The sequence below is a fragment of the Pseudomonas sp. AU11447 genome (assembly GCF_001672555.2).
GTDB lineage: Bacteria > Pseudomonadota > Gammaproteobacteria > Pseudomonadales > Pseudomonadaceae > Pseudomonas > Pseudomonas nitroreducens.
Genome location: NZ_LZDG02000089.1, coordinates 159,735 through 177,124, shown reverse-complemented (window position 1 = coordinate 177,124; position 17,390 = coordinate 159,735). Strand labels below are relative to the sequence as shown.

Sequence of the window (17,390 nt, the reverse complement as noted above, 5' to 3'; positions counted from 1 at the left end):
ATGAATGTCCTGATCGTCGATGACGAACCCCTGGCGCGAGAGCGCCTGGCCCGGCTGGTGGGGCAACTGGACGGCTATCGCGTCCTCGAGCCCTCCGCCAGCAACGGTGAAGAAGCGCTGACGCTGATCGACAGCCTGAAGCCGGATATCGTCCTGCTGGATATCCGCATGCCCGGCCTGGACGGGCTTCAGGTGGCCGCCAAGCTGTGCGAGCGCGAAGCCCCGCCGGCGGTGATCTTCTGCACCGCCCATGATGAATTCGCCCTGGAGGCGTTCCAGGTCAGTGCGGTCGGCTACCTGGTCAAACCGGTCCGCAGCGAGGACCTGGCCGAGGCCCTGAAGAAGGCCTCGCGGCCCAACCGCGTGCAACTGGCGGCGCTGACCAAGCCCCCGGCGGCCGGCGGCCCCGGCCCGCGCAGCCACATCAGCGCGCGGACCCGCAAGGGCATTGAGCTGATCCCGCTGGAAGACGTGATCTTCTTCATCGCCGACCACAAGTACGTGACCCTGCGCCACGCTGGCGGCGAAGTGCTGCTGGACGAGCCGCTGAAAGCCTTGGAAGACGAGTTCGGTGATCGCTTCGTGCGTATCCACCGCAACGCGCTGGTTTCCCGCGAACGTATCGAGCGCCTGCAGCGCACCCCGCTGGGGCACTTCCAGCTGTACCTGAAAGGACTCAACGGCGATGCGCTGACTGTCAGCCGCCGCCATGTCGCCGGTGTCCGGCGGCTCATGCACAACCTGTAGCGACACAGTGCCGCAGCGCCTGAAGCCCGGGGGGCGGCCCCCGGGCTTTTCGTTTGCGTGAGCTGTTATCATGCGGGCACTTTCTTGCACGCTTCCTTTGCCTGGAAATGCCCATGTCTCGCGAAATCCGTATCGCCACGCGCCAGAGCGCCCTGGCACTCTGGCAGGCCGAATACGTCAAGGCCCGCCTGGAGCAGGCCCACCCCGGCCTGACCGTGACCCTCCTGCCGATGACCAGCCGCGGCGACAAACTGCTCGACGCGCCCCTGGCGAAAATCGGTGGTAAGGGCCTGTTCGTCAAGGAGCTGGAAACCGCCCTGCTGGAAAACGAAGCGGACATCGCCGTGCACTCCATGAAGGACGTGCCGATGGATTTCCCCGAAGGCCTGGGCCTGTACTGCATCTGCGAGCGTGAAGACCCGCGCGACGCCTTCGTTTCCAATACCTACGCCAGTCTCGACGACCTGCCCGCCGGCAGCGTGGTCGGCACCTCCAGCCTGCGCCGTCAGGCCCAGTTGCTGGCCAGCCGCCCGGACCTGCAGATCCGCTTCCTGCGCGGCAACGTCAATACCCGACTGGCCAAGCTCGATGCCGGCGAATACGACGCCATCATCCTCGCCGCCGCCGGCCTGATCCGCCTCGGCTTCGAGGACCGCATCCGCTCCTCCATCAGCGTCGAAGCCAGCCTGCCGGCCGGCGGCCAGGGTGCGGTGGGCATCGAGTGCCGTACCGCTGACGCGGAAATCCACGCGCTGCTGCAGCCGCTGCATCACCGCGAGACAGCCTTGCGCGTCACTGCCGAGCGTGCACTGAACAAGCGCCTCAATGGTGGTTGCCAGGTGCCTATCGCCTGCTACGCCATCCTTGAAGGCGAGCAACTGTGGCTGCGCGGCCTGGTCGGCCAGCCCGATGGCAGCCAATTGCTGCGCGCCGAAGCTCGCGCCCCGCTGGCCGAAGCCGAAACCCTCGGCGTGAAGGTCGCGGAAGATCTGCTGGGCCAGGGCGCCGAGGAAATCCTCACCGCAGTCTACGGCGAGGCCGGTCACCCGTGAGCCGCTGGCGGCTGCTGCTGACCCGTCCCGAAGAGGACTGCGCGGCACTCGCCGCCACCCTCGCCGAGCACGGTATCCACGGCGACTGCCTGCCCTTGCTCACGATCACGCCTCGTGAAGAGACGCCCGCCGAACGCAGCCTGATCCTTGACCTGGACCGCTACTGCGCGGTTATCGTGGTCAGCAAGCCCGCGGCGCGCCTGGGCCTGGAGCGGCTCGACCGCTACTGGCCGCAACCGCCGCTGACCCAGCGCTGGTTTACTGTGGGCGCGGCCACGGCGGCTATCCTCGAAGACTACGGTCTGGATGTGGTCTGCCCGCAGGGCGGTGACGACAGTGAAGCCCTGCTGGCCCTGCCAGCGTTCGAGCAGGCCCTGCAGGTGCATGATCCGAAGGTATTGATCATGCGCGGCGAGAGTGGCCGAGAATTCCTTGCCGAGCGCCTGCGCGGCCAAGGCGTGGCGGTGGACTATCTGGAACTCTACCGGCGCGAAATGCCGTGCTACCCCGAAGGCGAATTGCTACGGCGAATTCAGGGGGAGCGTTTGAATGCCATTGCGGTCAGTAGTGGGCAGGGGCTGGAACATCTGCAGCTGCTCGCCGCACAGGATTGGCCGCAGGTGAGTGCGATGCCGTTGTTCGTGCCCAGCCCGCGTGTGGCTGAGCAGGCGCGGGAGATGGGTGCGCAGCGAGTGATCGATTGTCGGGGCGCCAGCGCTGTGGCACTGATGGAGGCGCTGAGAAGCGCCGAATAGAATAATTTCTGAGCGAAGGATGGATCTGTGAGCGAAGCCGTCACTCCCCAAGAGACTTCACCAACATCGCCCAGTCCGGCCCCCGCGCCGGCCCCGCGCAAGGGTGGCACGGGTATCGCGTTGCTGGCGCTGCTGGTCGGCGCCGCTGGCCTCGCCGCAGGCGGCTGGGGCATCTGGCAGGTCCAGCAGCTCAAGGGTGTCGAGCAGCAGCGCGCTGCGCAACTGGAGGATGCCCGCGCCCAGGCGCAGGGCGTGCAGAGTGCCAACGCGGACTTGAGCAAGCGCCTGGACACCCTGCCCAACGCCGACGAGTTGGAGGCCCGTCGCCGCCTGGTGGTGGAGCTGCAGGGTGACCAGCAGCAGTTGGCCAAGCAGGTCAAGCAGGTGCTGGGGCAGAGCCGCCAACAGTGGCGACTGGCCGAATCGGAGCACCTGTTGCGTCTGGCCGCGCTGCGCCTCTCCGCGCTGCAGGACATCGACAGCGCGACCGAACTGGTCCAGGGCGCGGACGACATTCTTCGGGTAAACAATGATCCGGGCGCCTTCGCCGCTCGTGCGCAACTGGCCAAGAGCCTCGAAGCGCTGCGCGCCCTGCCGCGTCCGGACCGCACCGGGCTGTTCCTGCAATTGGGCGCGCTGCGTGACCAGGCTGCCCAGCTGCAACCACTGAACCCGGCGTTCAAGCCCTCCGAGGGCGGTACCGGCCCGAGCACCGCCTGGGGTGATGGCAGCAGCACCTGGGACCAGTGGTGGGAACGCATCTCTCGCTATGTGCGCATCGATTTCAATGCCGGCCAGGACATCCGCCCGCTGCTCTCCGGCCAGCAACTGGACCGTGTGCGCCTGGCTCTGAGCCTCGCCCTGGAACAGGCGCAGTGGGCCGCTTTGAATGGCAAGCAGGACGTCTACGAGCAGGCACTGAAGCAGGCCAAGCAGATCGTCGGCGACTTCTTCAACGCAGACCTCGCCGACAGCCGTGCGCTGATTGCGCGTCTGGATGAGCTCAGCGGCCAGGCCGTCACCGTGCAGACGCCTGACCTCGGCCCGGCCCTGAGTTCGCTGCAGGCCTACCTGTCGCGCCGCGAAAGCGCGGTGCAGCAGCAGGAGGCGGTGGCGCCGGACGCGGGGACCCAGCCATGAGCCGCGTCTATGTCCTGATCCTCGCCGTGGTCCTGGCGGCCACCCTGGTCGGGTTGGCTATCGCCGAGCAGTCGGGCTACGTGCTGATCGCCTACAAGAGCTTCCGCTACGAATCCAGCCTGTGGACCTTCCTCGCGCTGCTGGTGGTGCTGTGGGTGATCTATCTTGCCGTGCGCCTGGTGCTGCGGCTGCTGGGCGTTTCCGGGCGGGTGGTGAATCCCTGGTCGCGCTTCAACCGCCGTCGCCGCTCGCAGCTGGCCGAGGAACATGGTCAACGTGATCTCGCTGAAGGCCACTGGGCGCAGGCGCTGCGTCATCTGCGTCGTGCCGCGGAGCTTAGCGATCGCCCACTGCCGCATTACCTGGGCGCCGCCCGCGCGGCAAACGAGTTGGGCAAGACCGAAGAATGCGACGAGTTGCTCGACCGCGCGCAGGAGCGCGAGCCCGGCACCGAGCTCGCCGTGGGCCTGACCCGCGCGCAGCTGCTGATCAACCGGGGCGATTTCGCCCGCGCCCGCGTGGTGCTGGACAAGCTGCACCAGGATCACCCACGTCATCCGACCGTGCTGCGCCTGCTCCAGCAGCTGTACGTCAGTCTCCACGAGTGGCAGGCGCTGTGCGTGTTGTTGCCCGAGCTGCGCAAGGAGCGCGTGCTGCAGAACGCCGAGTTGGCCGATCTGGAGCGCCGTACCTGGATGGCCGCGCTGGGCGAGGCGGGCGAACAGGGCATCGGCCAGGGCGAAAGCAGCCTGCAGCCGCTGACCCAGCGCTGGCAGAACGTGCCGACCAACCTTCGCGCGCAACCGCCGCTGGTAGCCGCGTACGCCGATCAACTGTTGCGTCTGGGGGCGCCGGAAGAGGCCGAGGAAATACTGCGCAAGGCGCTCAAGGATGGCTACGACAGCCGTCTGGTGCACCTCTATGGCCGCGCCCGTGCTCGTGATGGCGCGCATCAGCTGAAGACCGCTGAAGGCTGGCTGAAGCAGCACGGCGACGATCCGGAGCTGCTGCTTACTCTCGGTCGCCTGTGCCTGCAGAACAAGCTGTGGGGCAAGGCACGTGAATACCTGGAAGCCAGCCTGGCTCGCCAGCGCAGCGCGGAAACCTGCGCCGAACTGGCGCGCCTGTTGGCGCAGCTCGGTGAGGTAGAGCGCAGCAACCAGCTGTTCCAGGAAGGCCTTGGTTTACTGGCCCCTCCGGCGTCGTCGGCGCTGGCAGTGCGCGCCTGATCCCGTCGCTGGCAATGAAAACGGCGCCCGAGGGCGCCGTTTTCGATTTCAGGGGTTGCCGTAGCGGATGCGGTAGATCGCGCCGTTCTGATCGTCGCTGACCAGCAGCGAGCCGTCCGGCGCTACCAAGACGTCCGCTGGCCGCCCGTGCACCTCACCGTCCTTGCCGAGCCATCCTTCGGCGAAGATGCTCTGGCGCTTCAGCGTGCCGTCTTCGTTGAGTTCGACCCGCGCCACGCGGTAGCCGATCTTCTGCGTGCGATTCCACGAGCCGTGTTCGGCGATGAACAGGTTGTTGCGGTACTCGGCCGGGAACTGTTCGCCGGTGTAGAAGCGCAGCCCCAGCGCGGCTACGTGCGGGCCGAGTTTGGCCACTGGCGGGGTGAAGGCGGAGCAGGGTTTCCTGCCTTCCTCCGGGTCGGCGATGTCGCCCTGGTGACAGTCGGGATAGCCGAAATCCTCGCCCACCTTGCTGACCTTGTTCAACTCGTCGTCGGGCTTGTCATCGCCCAGCATGTCGCGCCCATTGTCGGTGAACCACAACTGCTTCGTCTGCGGGTGCCAGGTGAAGCCGACGGTGTTGCGAATGCCGTAGGCGACCACCTCCCGCGCGCTGCCATCGGCGTTCATGCGTTGCAGGTTGGCGTACTGCTCGCGATCCGGACGGCAGATATTGCACGGCGCACCGACCGGCACATAGAGCTTGTCGTCCGGGCCGAAGGCGATGAACTTCCAGCCGTGCGCAGTCTCTTTCGGAAACACTGCGGGCAGTTCCTCTGCCTTGGGCGGAGCATCAAGGCGCGCCTCGATATCGCGCAGCACGACGATGCGGCTGAGCGAGGACACGTACAGGTCGCCCTTATGAAAGGTCACGCCTACGGGCATCTGCAGGCCATCGGCGAGCACCTTCACCTGGCCGTCGGGCTTCACCGCGTAGACCTTGTCGGAGGAGCGACTGCCCACGAACAGCGTGCCCTTGTCACCCCAGGCCATGGCGCGCGCGCCGGGAACCTGATCGGTCAGCAAGCTGATATGGAAGCCTTCAGGCAAGCGGATGTGGCTGAGATCTGTGGCGGCGATGGCTGGAATCGCTGTCAGGGAAAGCAGCGAGCAAAGCAGGAAATGACGACGCATGGCATGGATTCCCGGATGAGTGCCACGGCCAGTCTAGACACTTGCCTTGAACTGATCGCGGTGTTTCCTCTACCGTAGCGGCCTTTCCTGCAACAGCGCTTTTCAGCGGAGCCGCCATGAATCTGGCCAGCCCTCGGTCCCTGTTCTTCCTCGCTTTCCTCGCTTGCGTCGCCATGCTCGGCACGGGCTTCTACCTGCAGTACATGGTCGGGCTGGAGCCCTGCCCGCTGTGCATCCTGCAGCGCATCTTCTTTGCCGGCTGCGGGTTGTTCTCGCTGATCGCCGCGCTGCACGGCCGTGCTCCGCGCGTCTACTCGGTGCTGATCCTGCTCTGCGCCCTGGGTGGCGCCGGTACTGCGGGCCGCCAGGTGTGGCTGCAGACCCTGCCGCCGGACCAGTTGCCGTCCTGCCTGCCGCCGCTGGAATACATGATGGAGAGCATGCCCTATGCCGACATCATCTGGACCATGTTCCACGGTTCGGCCGACTGCGCCGAAGTCTCCTGGACCCTGCTCGGCCTGAGCATTCCGGAGTGGAGCCTGCTGGCCTTCATCGGCTTCGCCCTGTTCGCCATCGTGCAGTTCTTCCGCCGCCGCGGCTGAGCGTCGCATCTCAAAGCGCCATGGCCTGCACCTGATCGGTGCAGGCCAGAGGCATCGCGGTCTGTCGATTAAACGCCCGTATGAATTTTCCCGCTGCTGGTGTCTTGAAGGCGATAACGGGCGGGCATACTCTGGGTTTCCACTCCGTCGGAAAGCCGCCGCCGAACAAGCTTCACACATCGCGGATGTCGAGATTCGACAGAATATTGTCCCGGGGCGGACTTTGCCGGGACGGCGAAAAGGGAAGTGAGGACAACATGCTCGAGAGCTGCCGTAATGCCCAGGAACGTTGGGGAGGCGTACACCAGCTGATCGACCGCTGGTTGCGGGATCGACATGAGTTGGTCCGGGCATTCGATTCCCTGGACGGTGTCCAGGCGCCGAAGACCAACGCCGAGAATCTCCAGAACTTCTGTCAGCTCCTGCTCGACTACGTGTCGGCGGGCCACTTCGAAGTCTACGAACAGCTGATGAACGAGGCGCAGGCCTTTGGTGATACGCGGGGCCTGGAACTGGCCAAGCAGATCTACCCCCGTCTGGAAACCATCACCGCCAACGCGCTGAACTTCAACGATCGTTGCGATAACGGCGACTGCCGCGAAGGCACCTGCCTGACCAGCGAGCTGAAGAGTCTGCGCCAGCAACTGCACGAACGCTTCGAACTGGAAGATTGCCTGATCGAAGTGCTGCACAACGCCCACGAGCAGAAAGCCGTCCTGGCCTGATCATGGTGTTGCCGAAAACGGCGCGATCACTCCCGGTGATCGCGCCGTTTTCGTTTCAGGGTTGGGTTCGTGCCGTTCAAGCCGATCACGGACAGAGCCTGCTCGTGGTTCATGTTCGGTTAAAAGGCGCCGTCGTCTTTTGAAGAATCTGTACCAGGCCATCCCTTCGCCCCGGTCCTCTGCCGTGGGGCTATTTCGCGTCCCTCCCCAGCATTGTCCCGGAGCGCAGGGGCGGGCTCTGTTCGCGATTTTTTTCGCACTTCGCAGCTTGTCTCGGCGTCAGTGTGCCATGGTGAAAACTCACGCCGTTCGGCAGCTCGCAATGAGGGTGGTGCGTGAATTTTTCGAAGGTGAAAACGATGCCCGAGGCGGTTGTTTTTCGATTGTGTGCAAGGGTGTGAGCGAGCATCGATTCGCTCCTTCGCCGGAGATATTTTCGAGCGGCGTCGAGGTGCACCAGTGGGTTCTGAATGGCGGCCTGGCGGCCTGGTGAGTGATGGCTTGAAAGGCTCTGTGACGCGGCTTTGCGGCAGTCTCGAAAAATATATTTTCGGTGCTCAAGCCCGCGCGTCATGCGGCTTTGCGTGTGGCCAGGCGATCACTCGCGGGAACCAAGTGCGAGTTACAGCGTCACTGGGTGAGTGAAAAAAACGCGCCTTCGCGCACCGCTGAAAACCTCTGAAGCCGATGCCTGCTGCGGCCTGCAGCGTAATCAGGACATTGGCGAGAGGCCATCAGCGGGGCTAGTATGGGCGCAACCACGTCCGCCAGGAGGCACGTCATGTCGGCCAACAAGAAACCCGTCACCACTCCGTTGCATCTGCTGCACCAGTTGTCCAACAGTCTGATCGAACACCTCGAAGGTGCCTGCAAGCAGGCGCTGGTCGATTCCGAAAAGCTGCTCGCCAAGCTCGAGAAACAACGCGGCAAGGCACAGGAGAAGCTGCACAAGGCTCGCGCCAAACTGCAGGACGCGACCAAGGCCGGCAAGGCGAAGGCGCAGGCAAAAGCCAAGTCGACCATCGCCGATATCGACGGCGCCCTGGATGTCCTGAAGACCCGTCAGACCGAAACTCGTGCCTACATCGCCAATCTCAAGCGTGATGTGCAGGAGAGCCTGAAGCTCGCCCAGGGCGTGACCAAGGTGAAGGAAGCCGCTGGCAAGTCCCTCGCTACCCGCAAGCCGGTCGCTGCTGCTGCCAAGCCGGTTGCCAAGGCTGCCGCCAGACCGGCCGCTAAAGCCGCTGCCAAACCCGCCGCCAAGCCTGCCGTGAAATCCGCTGCCAAGCCTGCTGCGAAACCGGCTGCCAAGGTTGCCGCTGCCAAGCCTGTTGCTGCCAAAGCCGCTGCCAAGCCTGCCGCGAAACCCGCCGCCAAGCCTGCCGCTAAAACCGCTGCCAAACCGGCTGCGAAAACTGCCGCTGCAAAACCCGCTGCTGCCAAGCCGGCTGCCAAAGCTGCCGCGAAGCCAGCCGCCAAGCCTGCTGCGAAAGCCGCCGCCAAGCCGGCAGCCAAACCCGCTGCTAAGCCTGCCGCTGCTGCCGCCAAGCCTGCTGCCAAACCAGCCGCGAAACCGGCTGCCAAGCCTGCTGCGAAAGCCGCTGCCAAACCTGTCGCCAAGCCCGCCGCGAAAGCCGCTGCCAAGCCTGCTGCCGCCAAGCCCGCTGCTGCCAAACCTGCTGCGAAGCCCGCCGCGAAACCGGCTGCCAAGCCTGCCGCCGCTGCCAAGCCCGCCGCGAAACCGGCTGCCAAACCCGCGGTGAAGGCCGCTGCCAAGCCTGCCGCAAAACCGGCCGCCAAGCCTGCTGCGCCCAAGCCCGCCACCGCTGCCAAACCGGCCGCTCCGGCTGCTCCGAGCGCACCGGCTGCCCAGCCGAGCACTCCGGCCGCTGCTCCGGTTTCCAGCGCTACTGCGGCGCCGGCGACTCCGGCCAGCAGCACCTCCTCCAGCGCTTCCTGAGGCTCAGGAGAGGCTCGCCGCGATGCGCAGGGTTTCCTGCGCATCGCGGCGCAAGCCGCCCGCTTCACCGGCTGCAGCTTCCAGCCAGTACACCAGTTCCTGCGCCTCACCTCGTGGCCAGCCGATTGCCACCGCCTCCAGTCTCCCCAGCAGCACCTTTTCCGCTTCCAGTTCGAGCTGCTTGATCCGCTCTCGCAGCGGCGCCAGTTCTGCGTCCTGCATCGCCGATTCGCGCCAGCGCTGACGCAGCGAACGCAGCGGCACTATCACTTCCTCGCGCCACTCCCGCGCAGCACATTCCAGCGCGCTCATCCGCGATGGCGAGAAGGTCACGCCAGCGCTTCCCAGCCAGGCCGAAGCGAGCAGCAGGCAGACATCCGCACCGCCTTCCTGCAACGACAGGCAAGCCGCTTCAACCCCAGGGCGGGCGTAGAGTTTCAGCGCATACGACCAGACATCATCAGACATAGAGCACCCACAGCGATTGCCAGGCGAAGCTGATAAACTCCGCCGCCATGATTCGACTACAAAATCTTACGCTACAGCGTGGCCCCCAGCGCTTGCTGGAAGGTGCCGAACTCACCCTGCACGCCGGACAGAAAGTCGGCCTGATTGGCGCCAACGGCGCCGGCAAGTCGAGCCTGTTCGCCCTGCTGCGCGGCCAGCTTGGCCAGGATGCCGGCGACTGCTACCTGCCAGCGGACTGGCGTATCGCGCACATGCGCCAGGAGGTCGAGACCCTCGACCGCCTCGCCGTCGACTACGTGCTCGACGGCGACGTGCACCTGCGCAAGATCCAGGCGGACCTTGCCGCGGCCGAAGACGCCCACGATGGCACTGCCCTGGCGCGCCTGCACAGCGAGCTGGACAGTGCCGACGGATACACCGCCGACGCCCGTGCGCGCAAGCTGCTGGCGGGGCTTGGCTTTACGCCCGAGCAGATGGACCGCCGCGTCGGCGACTTCTCCGGTGGCTGGCGGATGCGCCTGAACCTCGCGCAGGCGCTGATGTGCCCGTCCGAACTGCTGCTGCTCGACGAACCGACCAACCACCTGGACCTCGACGCCATCCTCTGGCTGGAAGAGTGGCTCAAGGGCTATCCGGGTACGCTGCTGCTGATCTCCCACGACCGCGATTTCCTCGATGCCGTGGTGGACAACATCGCCCATCTCGAACAGCGCAAGCTGACCCTGTATCGCGGCGGCTACTCGGCCTTCGAGCGCACCCGCGCCGAACGCCTCGCCCAGCAGCAACAGGCGTACGAGAAGCAGCAGGCGCAACGCGCGCACATGGAAAAGTACATTGCCCGCTTCCGCGCCCAGGCCACCAAGGCCCGTCAGGCGCAGAGCCGGATCAAGGCACTGGAACGCCTGGAAGAACTGGCGCCGGCCCACGTCGATTCGCCGTTCGACTTCGCCTTCCGTGAGTCCGACAAGATCTCCAGCCCGCTGCTCAACCTCTCCGAGGCTCGCCTGGGCTACGGCGACAAGACCGTGCTGGAGAAGGTCAAGCTGCAGCTGGTGCCCGGCGCGCGCATCGGCCTGCTCGGCCCCAACGGCGCGGGCAAGTCGACCCTGATCAAGACCCTGTCCGGCGACCTGTCGCTGCTGGACGGCGAGCTCGCCCGCGGTGAAAACCTCGCCATCGGCTACTTCGCCCAGCACCAACTCGACTCGCTGGACCCCAAGGCCAGCCCGCTGCTGCACCTGGCACGCATCGCGCCGGCTGAGCGCGAGCAGACCCTGCGCGATTTCCTCGGCGGCTTTGACTTCCGCGGCGAGCGCTGCGACGAGCCAGTATTGAACTTCTCCGGCGGCGAGAAGGCGCGCCTGGCCCTGGCGTTGATCGCCTGGCAGAAGCCCAACCTGTTGCTGCTCGACGAACCGACCAACCACCTCGACCTGGAAATGCGCCTGGCGCTGACCCTGGCGCTGCAGGAGTTCTCCGGTGCCGTGGTGGTGGTGTCCCACGATCGTCACCTGCTCAAGAGCACCACCGACGAATTCCTGCTGGTGGCCGATGGGCGCATCCGCGAGTTCGATGGCGACCTCGACGATTACGCGCGCTGGCTGGTGGACTTCCGCGCCCGTCAGACGCCGTCTTCGCCCGCTGCTCCCGCCGGCGACAAGACCGACAAGCGCGCCCAGCGTCAGGCGGCCGCTGCGCTGCGCCAGCAACTCGCCCCGCACAAGCGCGAAGCCGACAAGCTGGAGAAGGAGCTGGGCAAGGTCCACGAGCAGCTCGCCGAACTGGAGGAGCGCCTGGGCGACAGCGCCCTCTACGAAGCTGCGCGCAAGGACGAACTGCGTGACCTGCTGGCTCGCCAGGCAACTCTCAAGACCCGCGAAAGCGAGCTGGAAGAGTCCTGGCTGATGGCCCTGGAAACCCTCGAAGAACTGCAGCGCCAGCTCGAGGCCAGTGAGTGATGGGTGACGTGAACCTGCTGGTGGCGTGGAGCGAACCACTGCTGCGTGGCGGGCAGATCATCCTCATCCTGCTGCTGGCCTGGGTGGTGCAGCGCATCGTGACGCGCGCACTCAGTCGCCTCGGTGAGCGCTACCCGATGCCGCCGGAACTGCTGCTGCCCCTGCGCGGCGGCCTGCGCTGGCTGATCATGGGCTCGGCGGTAATGCTGGTGCTGGAGCGCCTGGGTGTGTCCGCGGACGTGCTGTGGGCTGCGCTGACCGGCTTTGCGGCCGTCGCCGCCGTGGCCTTCTTCGCCATCTGGAGCGTGCTCTCCAACCTGTTCTGCGCCCTGATGATCTTCACCATGGGGCCGTTCCGCCTGGGCGACCGGGTGGAAGTCATCGAGTCCGCCGACAAGCCCGGTGTGAAAGGCCGGGTGGTGGCAATCAACCTGCTCTACACCACGCTGGAAGAAGTTGCCGAGGACGGCGCGCCCGGCGCACTGCTGCAAGTACCGAACAATCTGTTCTTCCAGAAGGCCATTCGCCGTTGGCGCGGGCCGAACTTTCCCACCACCCCCTGACGGACGTCTCCCACTATGGAATGGCTCACAAGCCCTGAGATCTGGGTTGCCTTTCTGACCCTGACTGCCCTGGAAATCGTACTGGGCATCGATAACATCATCTTCATCTCGATCCTGGTCGGCCGCCTGCCGCCCGAGCAGCAACCCAAGGCGCGCTTCTTCGGCCTGGCCCTGGCGATGGGCACGCGTATCCTGCTGCTGCTGTCGATCACCTGGGTCATGCGCCTCACCGCGGACCTGTTCACCGTGTTCGATCACGGCATTTCCGGGCGCGACCTGATCCTGTTCTTCGGTGGCCTGTTCCTGCTGTTCAAAAGCACCATGGAAATCTTCCACAGCCTCGAAGGCGCGGAAGAGGGCGGCCAGCAGGGCGGCAAGTCCCGCGGCTTCATGGGCATCATCATCCAGATCGCGATCATCGACATCGTCTTCTCCCTGGACTCGGTGATCACCGCCGTGGGCCTGGTGCAGCATGTACCGGTGATGGTGGCGGCCATCGTCATTTCGGTCGGCGTGATGATGCTGTCGGCCAGCACCATCAGTGCCTTCATCGAGAAGCACCCGTCGCTGAAGATGCTGGCGCTGTCGTTCCTCATCGTGGTCGGCACCGTGCTGATCGCCGAAGCCTTCGAGATCCACGTGCCCAAGGGCTACGTGTACTTCGCCATGGCCTTCTCGCTGGCAGTGGAGGCGATCAACATTCGCCTGCGCGGCGCCCTGGCGCGCAAGCGCGGCGAGGAGCCGGTGAAGCTGCGCAAGGACATTCCGAGCTGATCGGCCTGCGTTGACGAAAAAAAGCCCGGCCTGTTGCCGGGCTTTTTCTTGGGCCCTTCGCAGGAGCGAACTTGCTCGCGAAGAGAGTTTCCAGCGACTCCGCAGCTGAGGCGGTTCGCGAGCAAGCTCGCTCCTGCAAGGTTCACCCGACCTTCGTCGGTAGCGCTGGGCGGCGCAGCCTGACTGAGGCACACTGGGCCTCCGTAACAAATTATTGCGCCTGCCTGGGCGCCGTGAGGTCCGCAATGCTCGCCAGTACCTGGTTCGCCTTCTTCATTGCCTGCTGGGTGATCAGCCTGTCGCCCGGCGCCGGGGCCATCGCCTCGATGTCCTGCGGGCTGCAATACGGCTTCTGGCGCGGCTACTGGAATGCCCTTGGCCTGCAGATCGGCCTCGCCCTGCAGATCGCCATCGTCGCGGCCGGCGTCGGCGCGCTGCTTTCGGCATCGGCAGTGGCCTTCAGCGCGATCAAGTGGTTCGGCGTGGTCTATCTGGTCTATCTCGCCTACCGCCAGTGGACTGCTGCCCCGCAGGTGATGGCGGCGAGTGGCGAGCGCCCCATCGGGCGGCCGCTGACCCTGGTGCTGCGCGGCTTCCTGGTCAATGCCAGCAACCCCAAGGCGGTGATCTTCATGCTCGCGGTACTGCCGCAGTTCGTCGACCCGCATCGGCCGATGGCGATCCAGTACGTGATCATGGGCGCCACCATGATCACCGTCGACCTGATCGTCATGGCCGGCTACACCGGTTTGGCCGCCCGCGTGCTGCGTGCGCTGCGCTCGCAGCGCCAGCAGCGGGTGATGAATCGTACTTTCGCTACCCTCTTCGTGGGTGCCGCCGCGCTGCTTGCTACTGTGCGCCGAGCCCCGGCCTGAGGGCGTTTGAGGGGCGCTGGCGGAAGTGCGGGCGTGGCCGCACGAATACTTCGGGCGCAGCTCTGCGGGACATTGTCCTTGCATAGACGGAAACCTGAGGTGACAATTTAATCTCTTTCATTCTCATTTAACTTCCCGTATGCGCCCCTCCAAACTTTTCGTCTGGCTGTTGCCGCTGGTCGGCCTTTTCAGCCTTGGAGCTCACGCCGACCCGGCTGTCGACCCGGCTCAAGCGCTTCACCTGCTCAGTTACCTCGCTGCTGACTACCCCGCCACCGTCGCCGACGGCAAGGTAATCAACAACAGCGAATACAAGGAGCAGTTGGAATTCGTCGGCAATCTCCATTCGCTGATCCTCACCCTGCCGGCGCGCCCTGAGCGCGCCGACCTGGAAAAGGACGCCGCGAGCCTCAAACAGGCCATCGAGCAGCGTCAGCCGGGCAAGCAGGTTGCCCAGCAGGCTCGTCACCTGGAGGCACGCGTCGCCGACATCTACCAGGTGGTACAGACCCCCGCGATCACCCCGGACCCGGCCCGCGGCGCCGAGGTGTACGCCCAGCAGTGTTCGATCTGCCACGGCGACGCCGGCAAGGGCGATGGCCCGGCCGGTATTGGCCTGGAGCCGCCGCCGGCCAACCTGACCGACCGCGTGCGCCTCGACCAGCTCAGTCTTTACGATCTGCGCAACGTCATCGGCCTGGGTGTTTCCGGTACCGACATGCCGGCCTTCGCCGACCAGCTCGACGAGCGTCAGCGCTGGGACCTCGCGTCCTATGTCGCCAGCCTCAGCGCCGGCCAGGCCAAGGTCGACCCGGCTCACGCCTACCCGCTGGCCACCCTGTCGACCCAGACGCCAGCGGATGTCGCCGATCACGACGGCGAGGCCGCGGCCGAAAGCTTCCGCGCCCTGCGTGCGCACCCGCCGCTGGAACACCGTGGCCCGGCGCAACTGATCGACTACACCAGCGCGACCCTGGACAAGAGCTTCGTCGTGTACCGTTCCGGCGACCACGACCAGGCGTACGACCTGTCCGTCGCCGCGTACCTGGAAGGCTTCGAGCTGGTGGAGTCGTCGCTGGACAACGTCGACGCCGACCTGCGCAAGGCCACCGAGAAGCAACTGATGGCCTACCGCCAGGCGCTGCGTGATGGCCTGCCGGAAGCCGAGGCGGCCCAGCAGCTGGAGCTGGCCAAGGCCAAGCTGGTGGATGCCGCCAAGGCCCTGAGCGGCGACTCGCTGAGCTTCTCCATCAGCTTCCTCTCGGCGCTGCTGATCCTCCTGCGCGAAGGCGTGGAAGCGATCCTGGTGCTGGCGGCGATCCTCGCCTTCCTGCGCAACACCGGGCAGGAGAAGGCCGTGCGCGGCGTGCACATCGGCTGGGGCCTGGCCTTCGTCGCCGGCTTCGCCACCTGGGCAGTCGCGGCGTATGTGATCGATATCGGCGGCGCCCAGCGCGAGCTGATGGAGGGCTTCACCTCGCTGTTCGCCTGCGTGATGGTGCTCTGGCTCGGCGTGTGGATGCACGACCGCCGCCATGCCGCTGCCTGGCAGGACTACATCCGCAGCAGCCTGGTGGGCGGCGGCGGACGCTTCGGCTTCGCCGTGCTGGCATTCTTCTCGGTCTACCGCGAGCTGTTCGAGGTCATCCTGTTCTACGAGACCCTCTGGCTGCAGGCCGGCCCGGCCGGTCACAACGCGGTGATCGCCGGTGCGGGCACCGCCGTGGTGGTCCTGATCGCGATTGCCTTCGTGATCCTGCGCGGCTCGGCGAAGCTGCCGCTGAAGCTGTTCTTCACCGTCAACGCCGCGCTGCTCTGCGCCTTGTCGGTGGTCTTCGCCGGCCACGGCGTGGTCGCCCTGCAGGAAGCCGGCGTGATCGGCACCCGCCCGGTGCCGTTCTTCGACTTCGACTGGCTCGGCATCAAGGCCGACGCCTATTCGCTGTCGGCCCAGGTCGCGGCATTGCTGGCAGTGGCTGTGCTTTACGGGCGCAGCTACTTCTCCGAGCGCCGCAAGGCGGCCGAGGTGGCCTCTTCCTGAGGCGATAGCTGAGCGATACACGACGGCCAGTGCGATACTGGCCGTCGTGCTTTCTGGAGAATGGTTTTCCGATGCGTATCTGGATCGATGCCGACGCCTGCCCGCGCGCGGCCAAGGACCTGGTGGCGAAGTTCGCTCTCAAGCGCAAGCTGGAGGTGGTGATGGTCGCCGGGCAGCCCGTGGCCAAGCCGCCGTTCGCCTGCGTCAGCCTGATTGTCGTGCCCAGCGGGATGGACGCCGCCGACGATTACCTGGTGGAGCAGGCTGAGCCGGGCGACCTGGTGATCTGCAGCGACGTGCCGCTGGCCGACCGGCTGGTGAAGAAGGGAGTCGATGCGCTGGACCCGCGAGGCCGCGAGTTCGACGAGAAGAACATGGGCGAACGCCTGGCCGTGCGCAACCTGTTCACCGACCTGCGCGAGCAGGGCCAGGTGGGAGGAGGGCAGGCGCCCTACGGCGACAAGGACCGCCAGGCCTTCGCCAACAGCCTGGACCGCCTGCTGACGCGCCTCATGCGCGAGGCGGAGAGCCGCAAGGCCTGAAACGAAAACGCCCGGCAATGCCGGGCGTTTTTATTCCGCTGGGCTACGTCGGCGTTGCGGCAGTTCGCGAGCAGGCTCGCTCCTGCAGGTCGCAGCCGCTCTTCGCAGGAGCGAGCTTGCTGGCGAACGCCTCAGTCGAGGAGCCTCAGGCCAGCTCCAGCACCCGATCGACCGCCTTGTTGATGCCGCTGGCGGCTTCGGCGATGGATTGCGCGAGCATGTAGGCGGGAGTGGTGACCAGCTTGTGCTCCTTGTCTTCGACTATGTCTTCCACGGCACAGTCGATGTGCTTGGCGCCCATGCTGGTCAGCGCTTGGGCAGTGCTCTCGTCGGTGCCGATGGTGCACTCGACGCCTTCACCGAAGATGCGCGCGGCCATGGCCGGGGCGATGCAGATCAGGCCAACCGGCTTCTTCGCGGCGGCGAAGGCTTTGGCCAGCGCCAGCACGTCCGGCTGCACCTGACACTGGTCGCCCTTGAAGGCGAAGTCGCTGAGGTTCTTCGCCGCGCCGAAGCCGCCGGGCACGATCAGAGCGTCGAAGTCCTCGGCCTTGGCCTCGAGAATATCCTTCACCTCGCCACGGGCGATACGTGCAGACTCCACCAGGACGTTGCGCTTCTCGGCCATTTCCTCACCGGTCAGGTGGTTCAGCACGTGGTGCTGCTCGATGTTCGGCGCGAAGCACTGTACCTGGGCGCCGCGCTGGGACAGGCGCAGCAGGGTGATCACGCTTTCATGGATTTCCGCGCCGTCGTAGACGCCACAACCGGAAAGGATAACGGCAACTTTCTTCATGGACTGCTCCTGTTCAAGGGGGCCGGGGC

Annotated in this window: 18 protein-coding genes; 14 read left to right on the top strand and 4 right to left on the bottom strand. The window is 65.7% G+C overall.

What is annotated here, in order from left to right; all coding sequences use genetic code 11:
* From algR to A6723_RS28605, 5 genes are all read left to right on the top strand, one after another.
* Window positions 1–747: an alginate biosynthesis regulator AlgR gene (gene algR / locus A6723_RS28625; RefSeq protein WP_024766394.1), complete on the top strand. Its 747-nt coding sequence runs from the start codon at window positions 1–3 to the stop codon at window positions 745–747.
* A 113-nt stretch (window positions 748–860) separates the two neighbouring features.
* On the top strand, window positions 861–1,799 hold the full coding sequence (gene hemC / locus A6723_RS28620) for a hydroxymethylbilane synthase (protein WP_054910200.1): 939 nt from the start codon (window positions 861–863) through the stop codon (window positions 1,797–1,799).
* Window positions 1,796–2,554, top strand: a complete 759-nt coding sequence (locus A6723_RS28615; protein WP_054910201.1) for a uroporphyrinogen-III synthase — start codon at window positions 1,796–1,798, stop codon at window positions 2,552–2,554. Before hemC ends, A6723_RS28615 begins: the two co-directional genes overlap by 4 nt.
* A gap of 27 nt (window positions 2,555–2,581) precedes the next feature.
* Window positions 2,582–3,694, top strand: a complete 1,113-nt coding sequence (locus A6723_RS28610; RefSeq protein ID WP_054910202.1) for a uroporphyrinogen-III C-methyltransferase — start codon at window positions 2,582–2,584, stop codon at window positions 3,692–3,694.
* Window positions 3,691–4,923, top strand: coding sequence for a heme biosynthesis HemY N-terminal domain-containing protein (locus tag A6723_RS28605; protein WP_054910203.1), 1,233 nt, complete (start codon window positions 3,691–3,693; stop codon window positions 4,921–4,923). Before A6723_RS28610 ends, A6723_RS28605 begins: the two co-directional genes overlap by 4 nt.
* Window positions 4,924–4,971: 48 nt before the next feature.
* Here A6723_RS28605 and A6723_RS28600 read toward each other — a convergent pair whose 3' ends face one another.
* Window positions 4,972–6,057 (bottom strand): sorbosone dehydrogenase family protein, encoded by a 1,086-nt coding sequence (locus A6723_RS28600; RefSeq protein ID WP_054910204.1) that lies wholly within the window; start codon window positions 6,055–6,057, stop codon window positions 4,972–4,974.
* Window positions 6,058–6,173: 116 nt separating this feature from the next.
* Here A6723_RS28600 and A6723_RS28595 point away from each other — a divergent pair, with 116 nt between their 5' ends.
* Together A6723_RS28595 and A6723_RS28590 are read left to right on the top strand one after the other, a co-directional pair.
* Entirely contained in the window at window positions 6,174–6,659 is a 486-nt protein-coding gene (locus tag A6723_RS28595; RefSeq protein WP_054910205.1) for a disulfide bond formation protein B, read from the top strand.
* Between the two features lie 257 nt (window positions 6,660–6,916).
* Window positions 6,917–7,384 (top strand): Rsd/AlgQ family anti-sigma factor, encoded by a 468-nt coding sequence (locus tag A6723_RS28590; protein ID WP_024766399.1) that lies wholly within the window; start codon window positions 6,917–6,919, stop codon window positions 7,382–7,384.
* 190 nt (window positions 7,385–7,574) lie between these two features.
* Here A6723_RS28590 and A6723_RS31945 read toward each other — a convergent pair whose 3' ends face one another.
* Window positions 7,575–7,793 (bottom strand): hypothetical protein, encoded by a 219-nt coding sequence (locus A6723_RS31945; protein WP_139093093.1) that lies wholly within the window; start codon window positions 7,791–7,793, stop codon window positions 7,575–7,577.
* Window positions 7,794–8,165: 372 nt separating this feature from the next.
* On the opposite strand from A6723_RS31945, the gene A6723_RS28585 reads away from it, so the two are divergent.
* The gene (locus A6723_RS28585) at window positions 8,166–9,344 is read left to right on the top strand and encodes an AlgP family protein (RefSeq protein ID WP_054910206.1); all 1,179 of its coding nucleotides are present in this window, start codon (window positions 8,166–8,168) and stop codon (window positions 9,342–9,344) included.
* Window positions 9,345–9,347: 3 nt separating this feature from the next.
* Here A6723_RS28585 and A6723_RS28580 read toward each other — a convergent pair whose 3' ends face one another.
* Window positions 9,348–9,812 carry a TIGR02444 family protein gene (locus A6723_RS28580; protein ID WP_054910207.1) on the bottom strand — a complete coding sequence of 155 codons (465 nt, stop codon included), beginning with the start codon at window positions 9,810–9,812 and terminating at the stop codon, window positions 9,348–9,350.
* A gap of 47 nt (window positions 9,813–9,859) precedes the next feature.
* Between A6723_RS28580 and A6723_RS28575 the strand changes: the two genes are divergently transcribed.
* The 6 genes from A6723_RS28575 (at window position 9,860) to A6723_RS28550 (ending at window position 16,565) form a co-directional block, all read left to right on the top strand.
* The gene (locus tag A6723_RS28575) at window positions 9,860–11,770 is read left to right on the top strand and encodes an ATP-binding cassette domain-containing protein (protein ID WP_054910208.1); all 1,911 of its coding nucleotides are present in this window, start codon (window positions 9,860–9,862) and stop codon (window positions 11,768–11,770) included.
* The gene (locus tag A6723_RS28570; RefSeq protein WP_054910209.1) at window positions 11,770–12,333 is read left to right on the top strand and encodes a mechanosensitive ion channel family protein; all 564 of its coding nucleotides are present in this window, start codon (window positions 11,770–11,772) and stop codon (window positions 12,331–12,333) included. The genes A6723_RS28575 and A6723_RS28570 overlap by 1 nt, the downstream gene beginning before the upstream one ends.
* A gap of 15 nt (window positions 12,334–12,348) precedes the next feature.
* Entirely contained in the window at window positions 12,349–13,107 is a 759-nt protein-coding gene (locus tag A6723_RS28565) for a TerC family protein (RefSeq protein WP_054910210.1), read from the top strand.
* A gap of 245 nt (window positions 13,108–13,352) precedes the next feature.
* Window positions 13,353–13,982 (top strand): LysE family transporter, encoded by a 630-nt coding sequence (locus A6723_RS28560; RefSeq protein WP_054910211.1) that lies wholly within the window; start codon window positions 13,353–13,355, stop codon window positions 13,980–13,982.
* Window positions 13,983–14,121: 139 nt separating this feature from the next.
* Window positions 14,122–16,023: a cytochrome c/FTR1 family iron permease gene (locus A6723_RS28555; RefSeq protein ID WP_054910212.1), complete on the top strand. Its 1,902-nt coding sequence runs from the start codon at window positions 14,122–14,124 to the stop codon at window positions 16,021–16,023.
* A gap of 71 nt (window positions 16,024–16,094) precedes the next feature.
* A complete protein-coding gene (locus A6723_RS28550) occupies window positions 16,095–16,565 on the top strand; it encodes a YaiI/YqxD family protein (RefSeq protein WP_054910213.1) in 471 nt (156 codons plus the stop codon).
* Between the two features lie 145 nt (window positions 16,566–16,710).
* Here the strand turns inward: A6723_RS28550 and elbB are convergent, their stop codons facing one another.
* On the bottom strand, window positions 16,711–17,361 hold the full coding sequence (elbB, locus tag A6723_RS28545; RefSeq protein WP_054910214.1) for an isoprenoid biosynthesis glyoxalase ElbB: 651 nt from the start codon (window positions 17,359–17,361) through the stop codon (window positions 16,711–16,713).
* Between the last annotated feature and the right edge of the window lie 29 nt (window positions 17,362–17,390).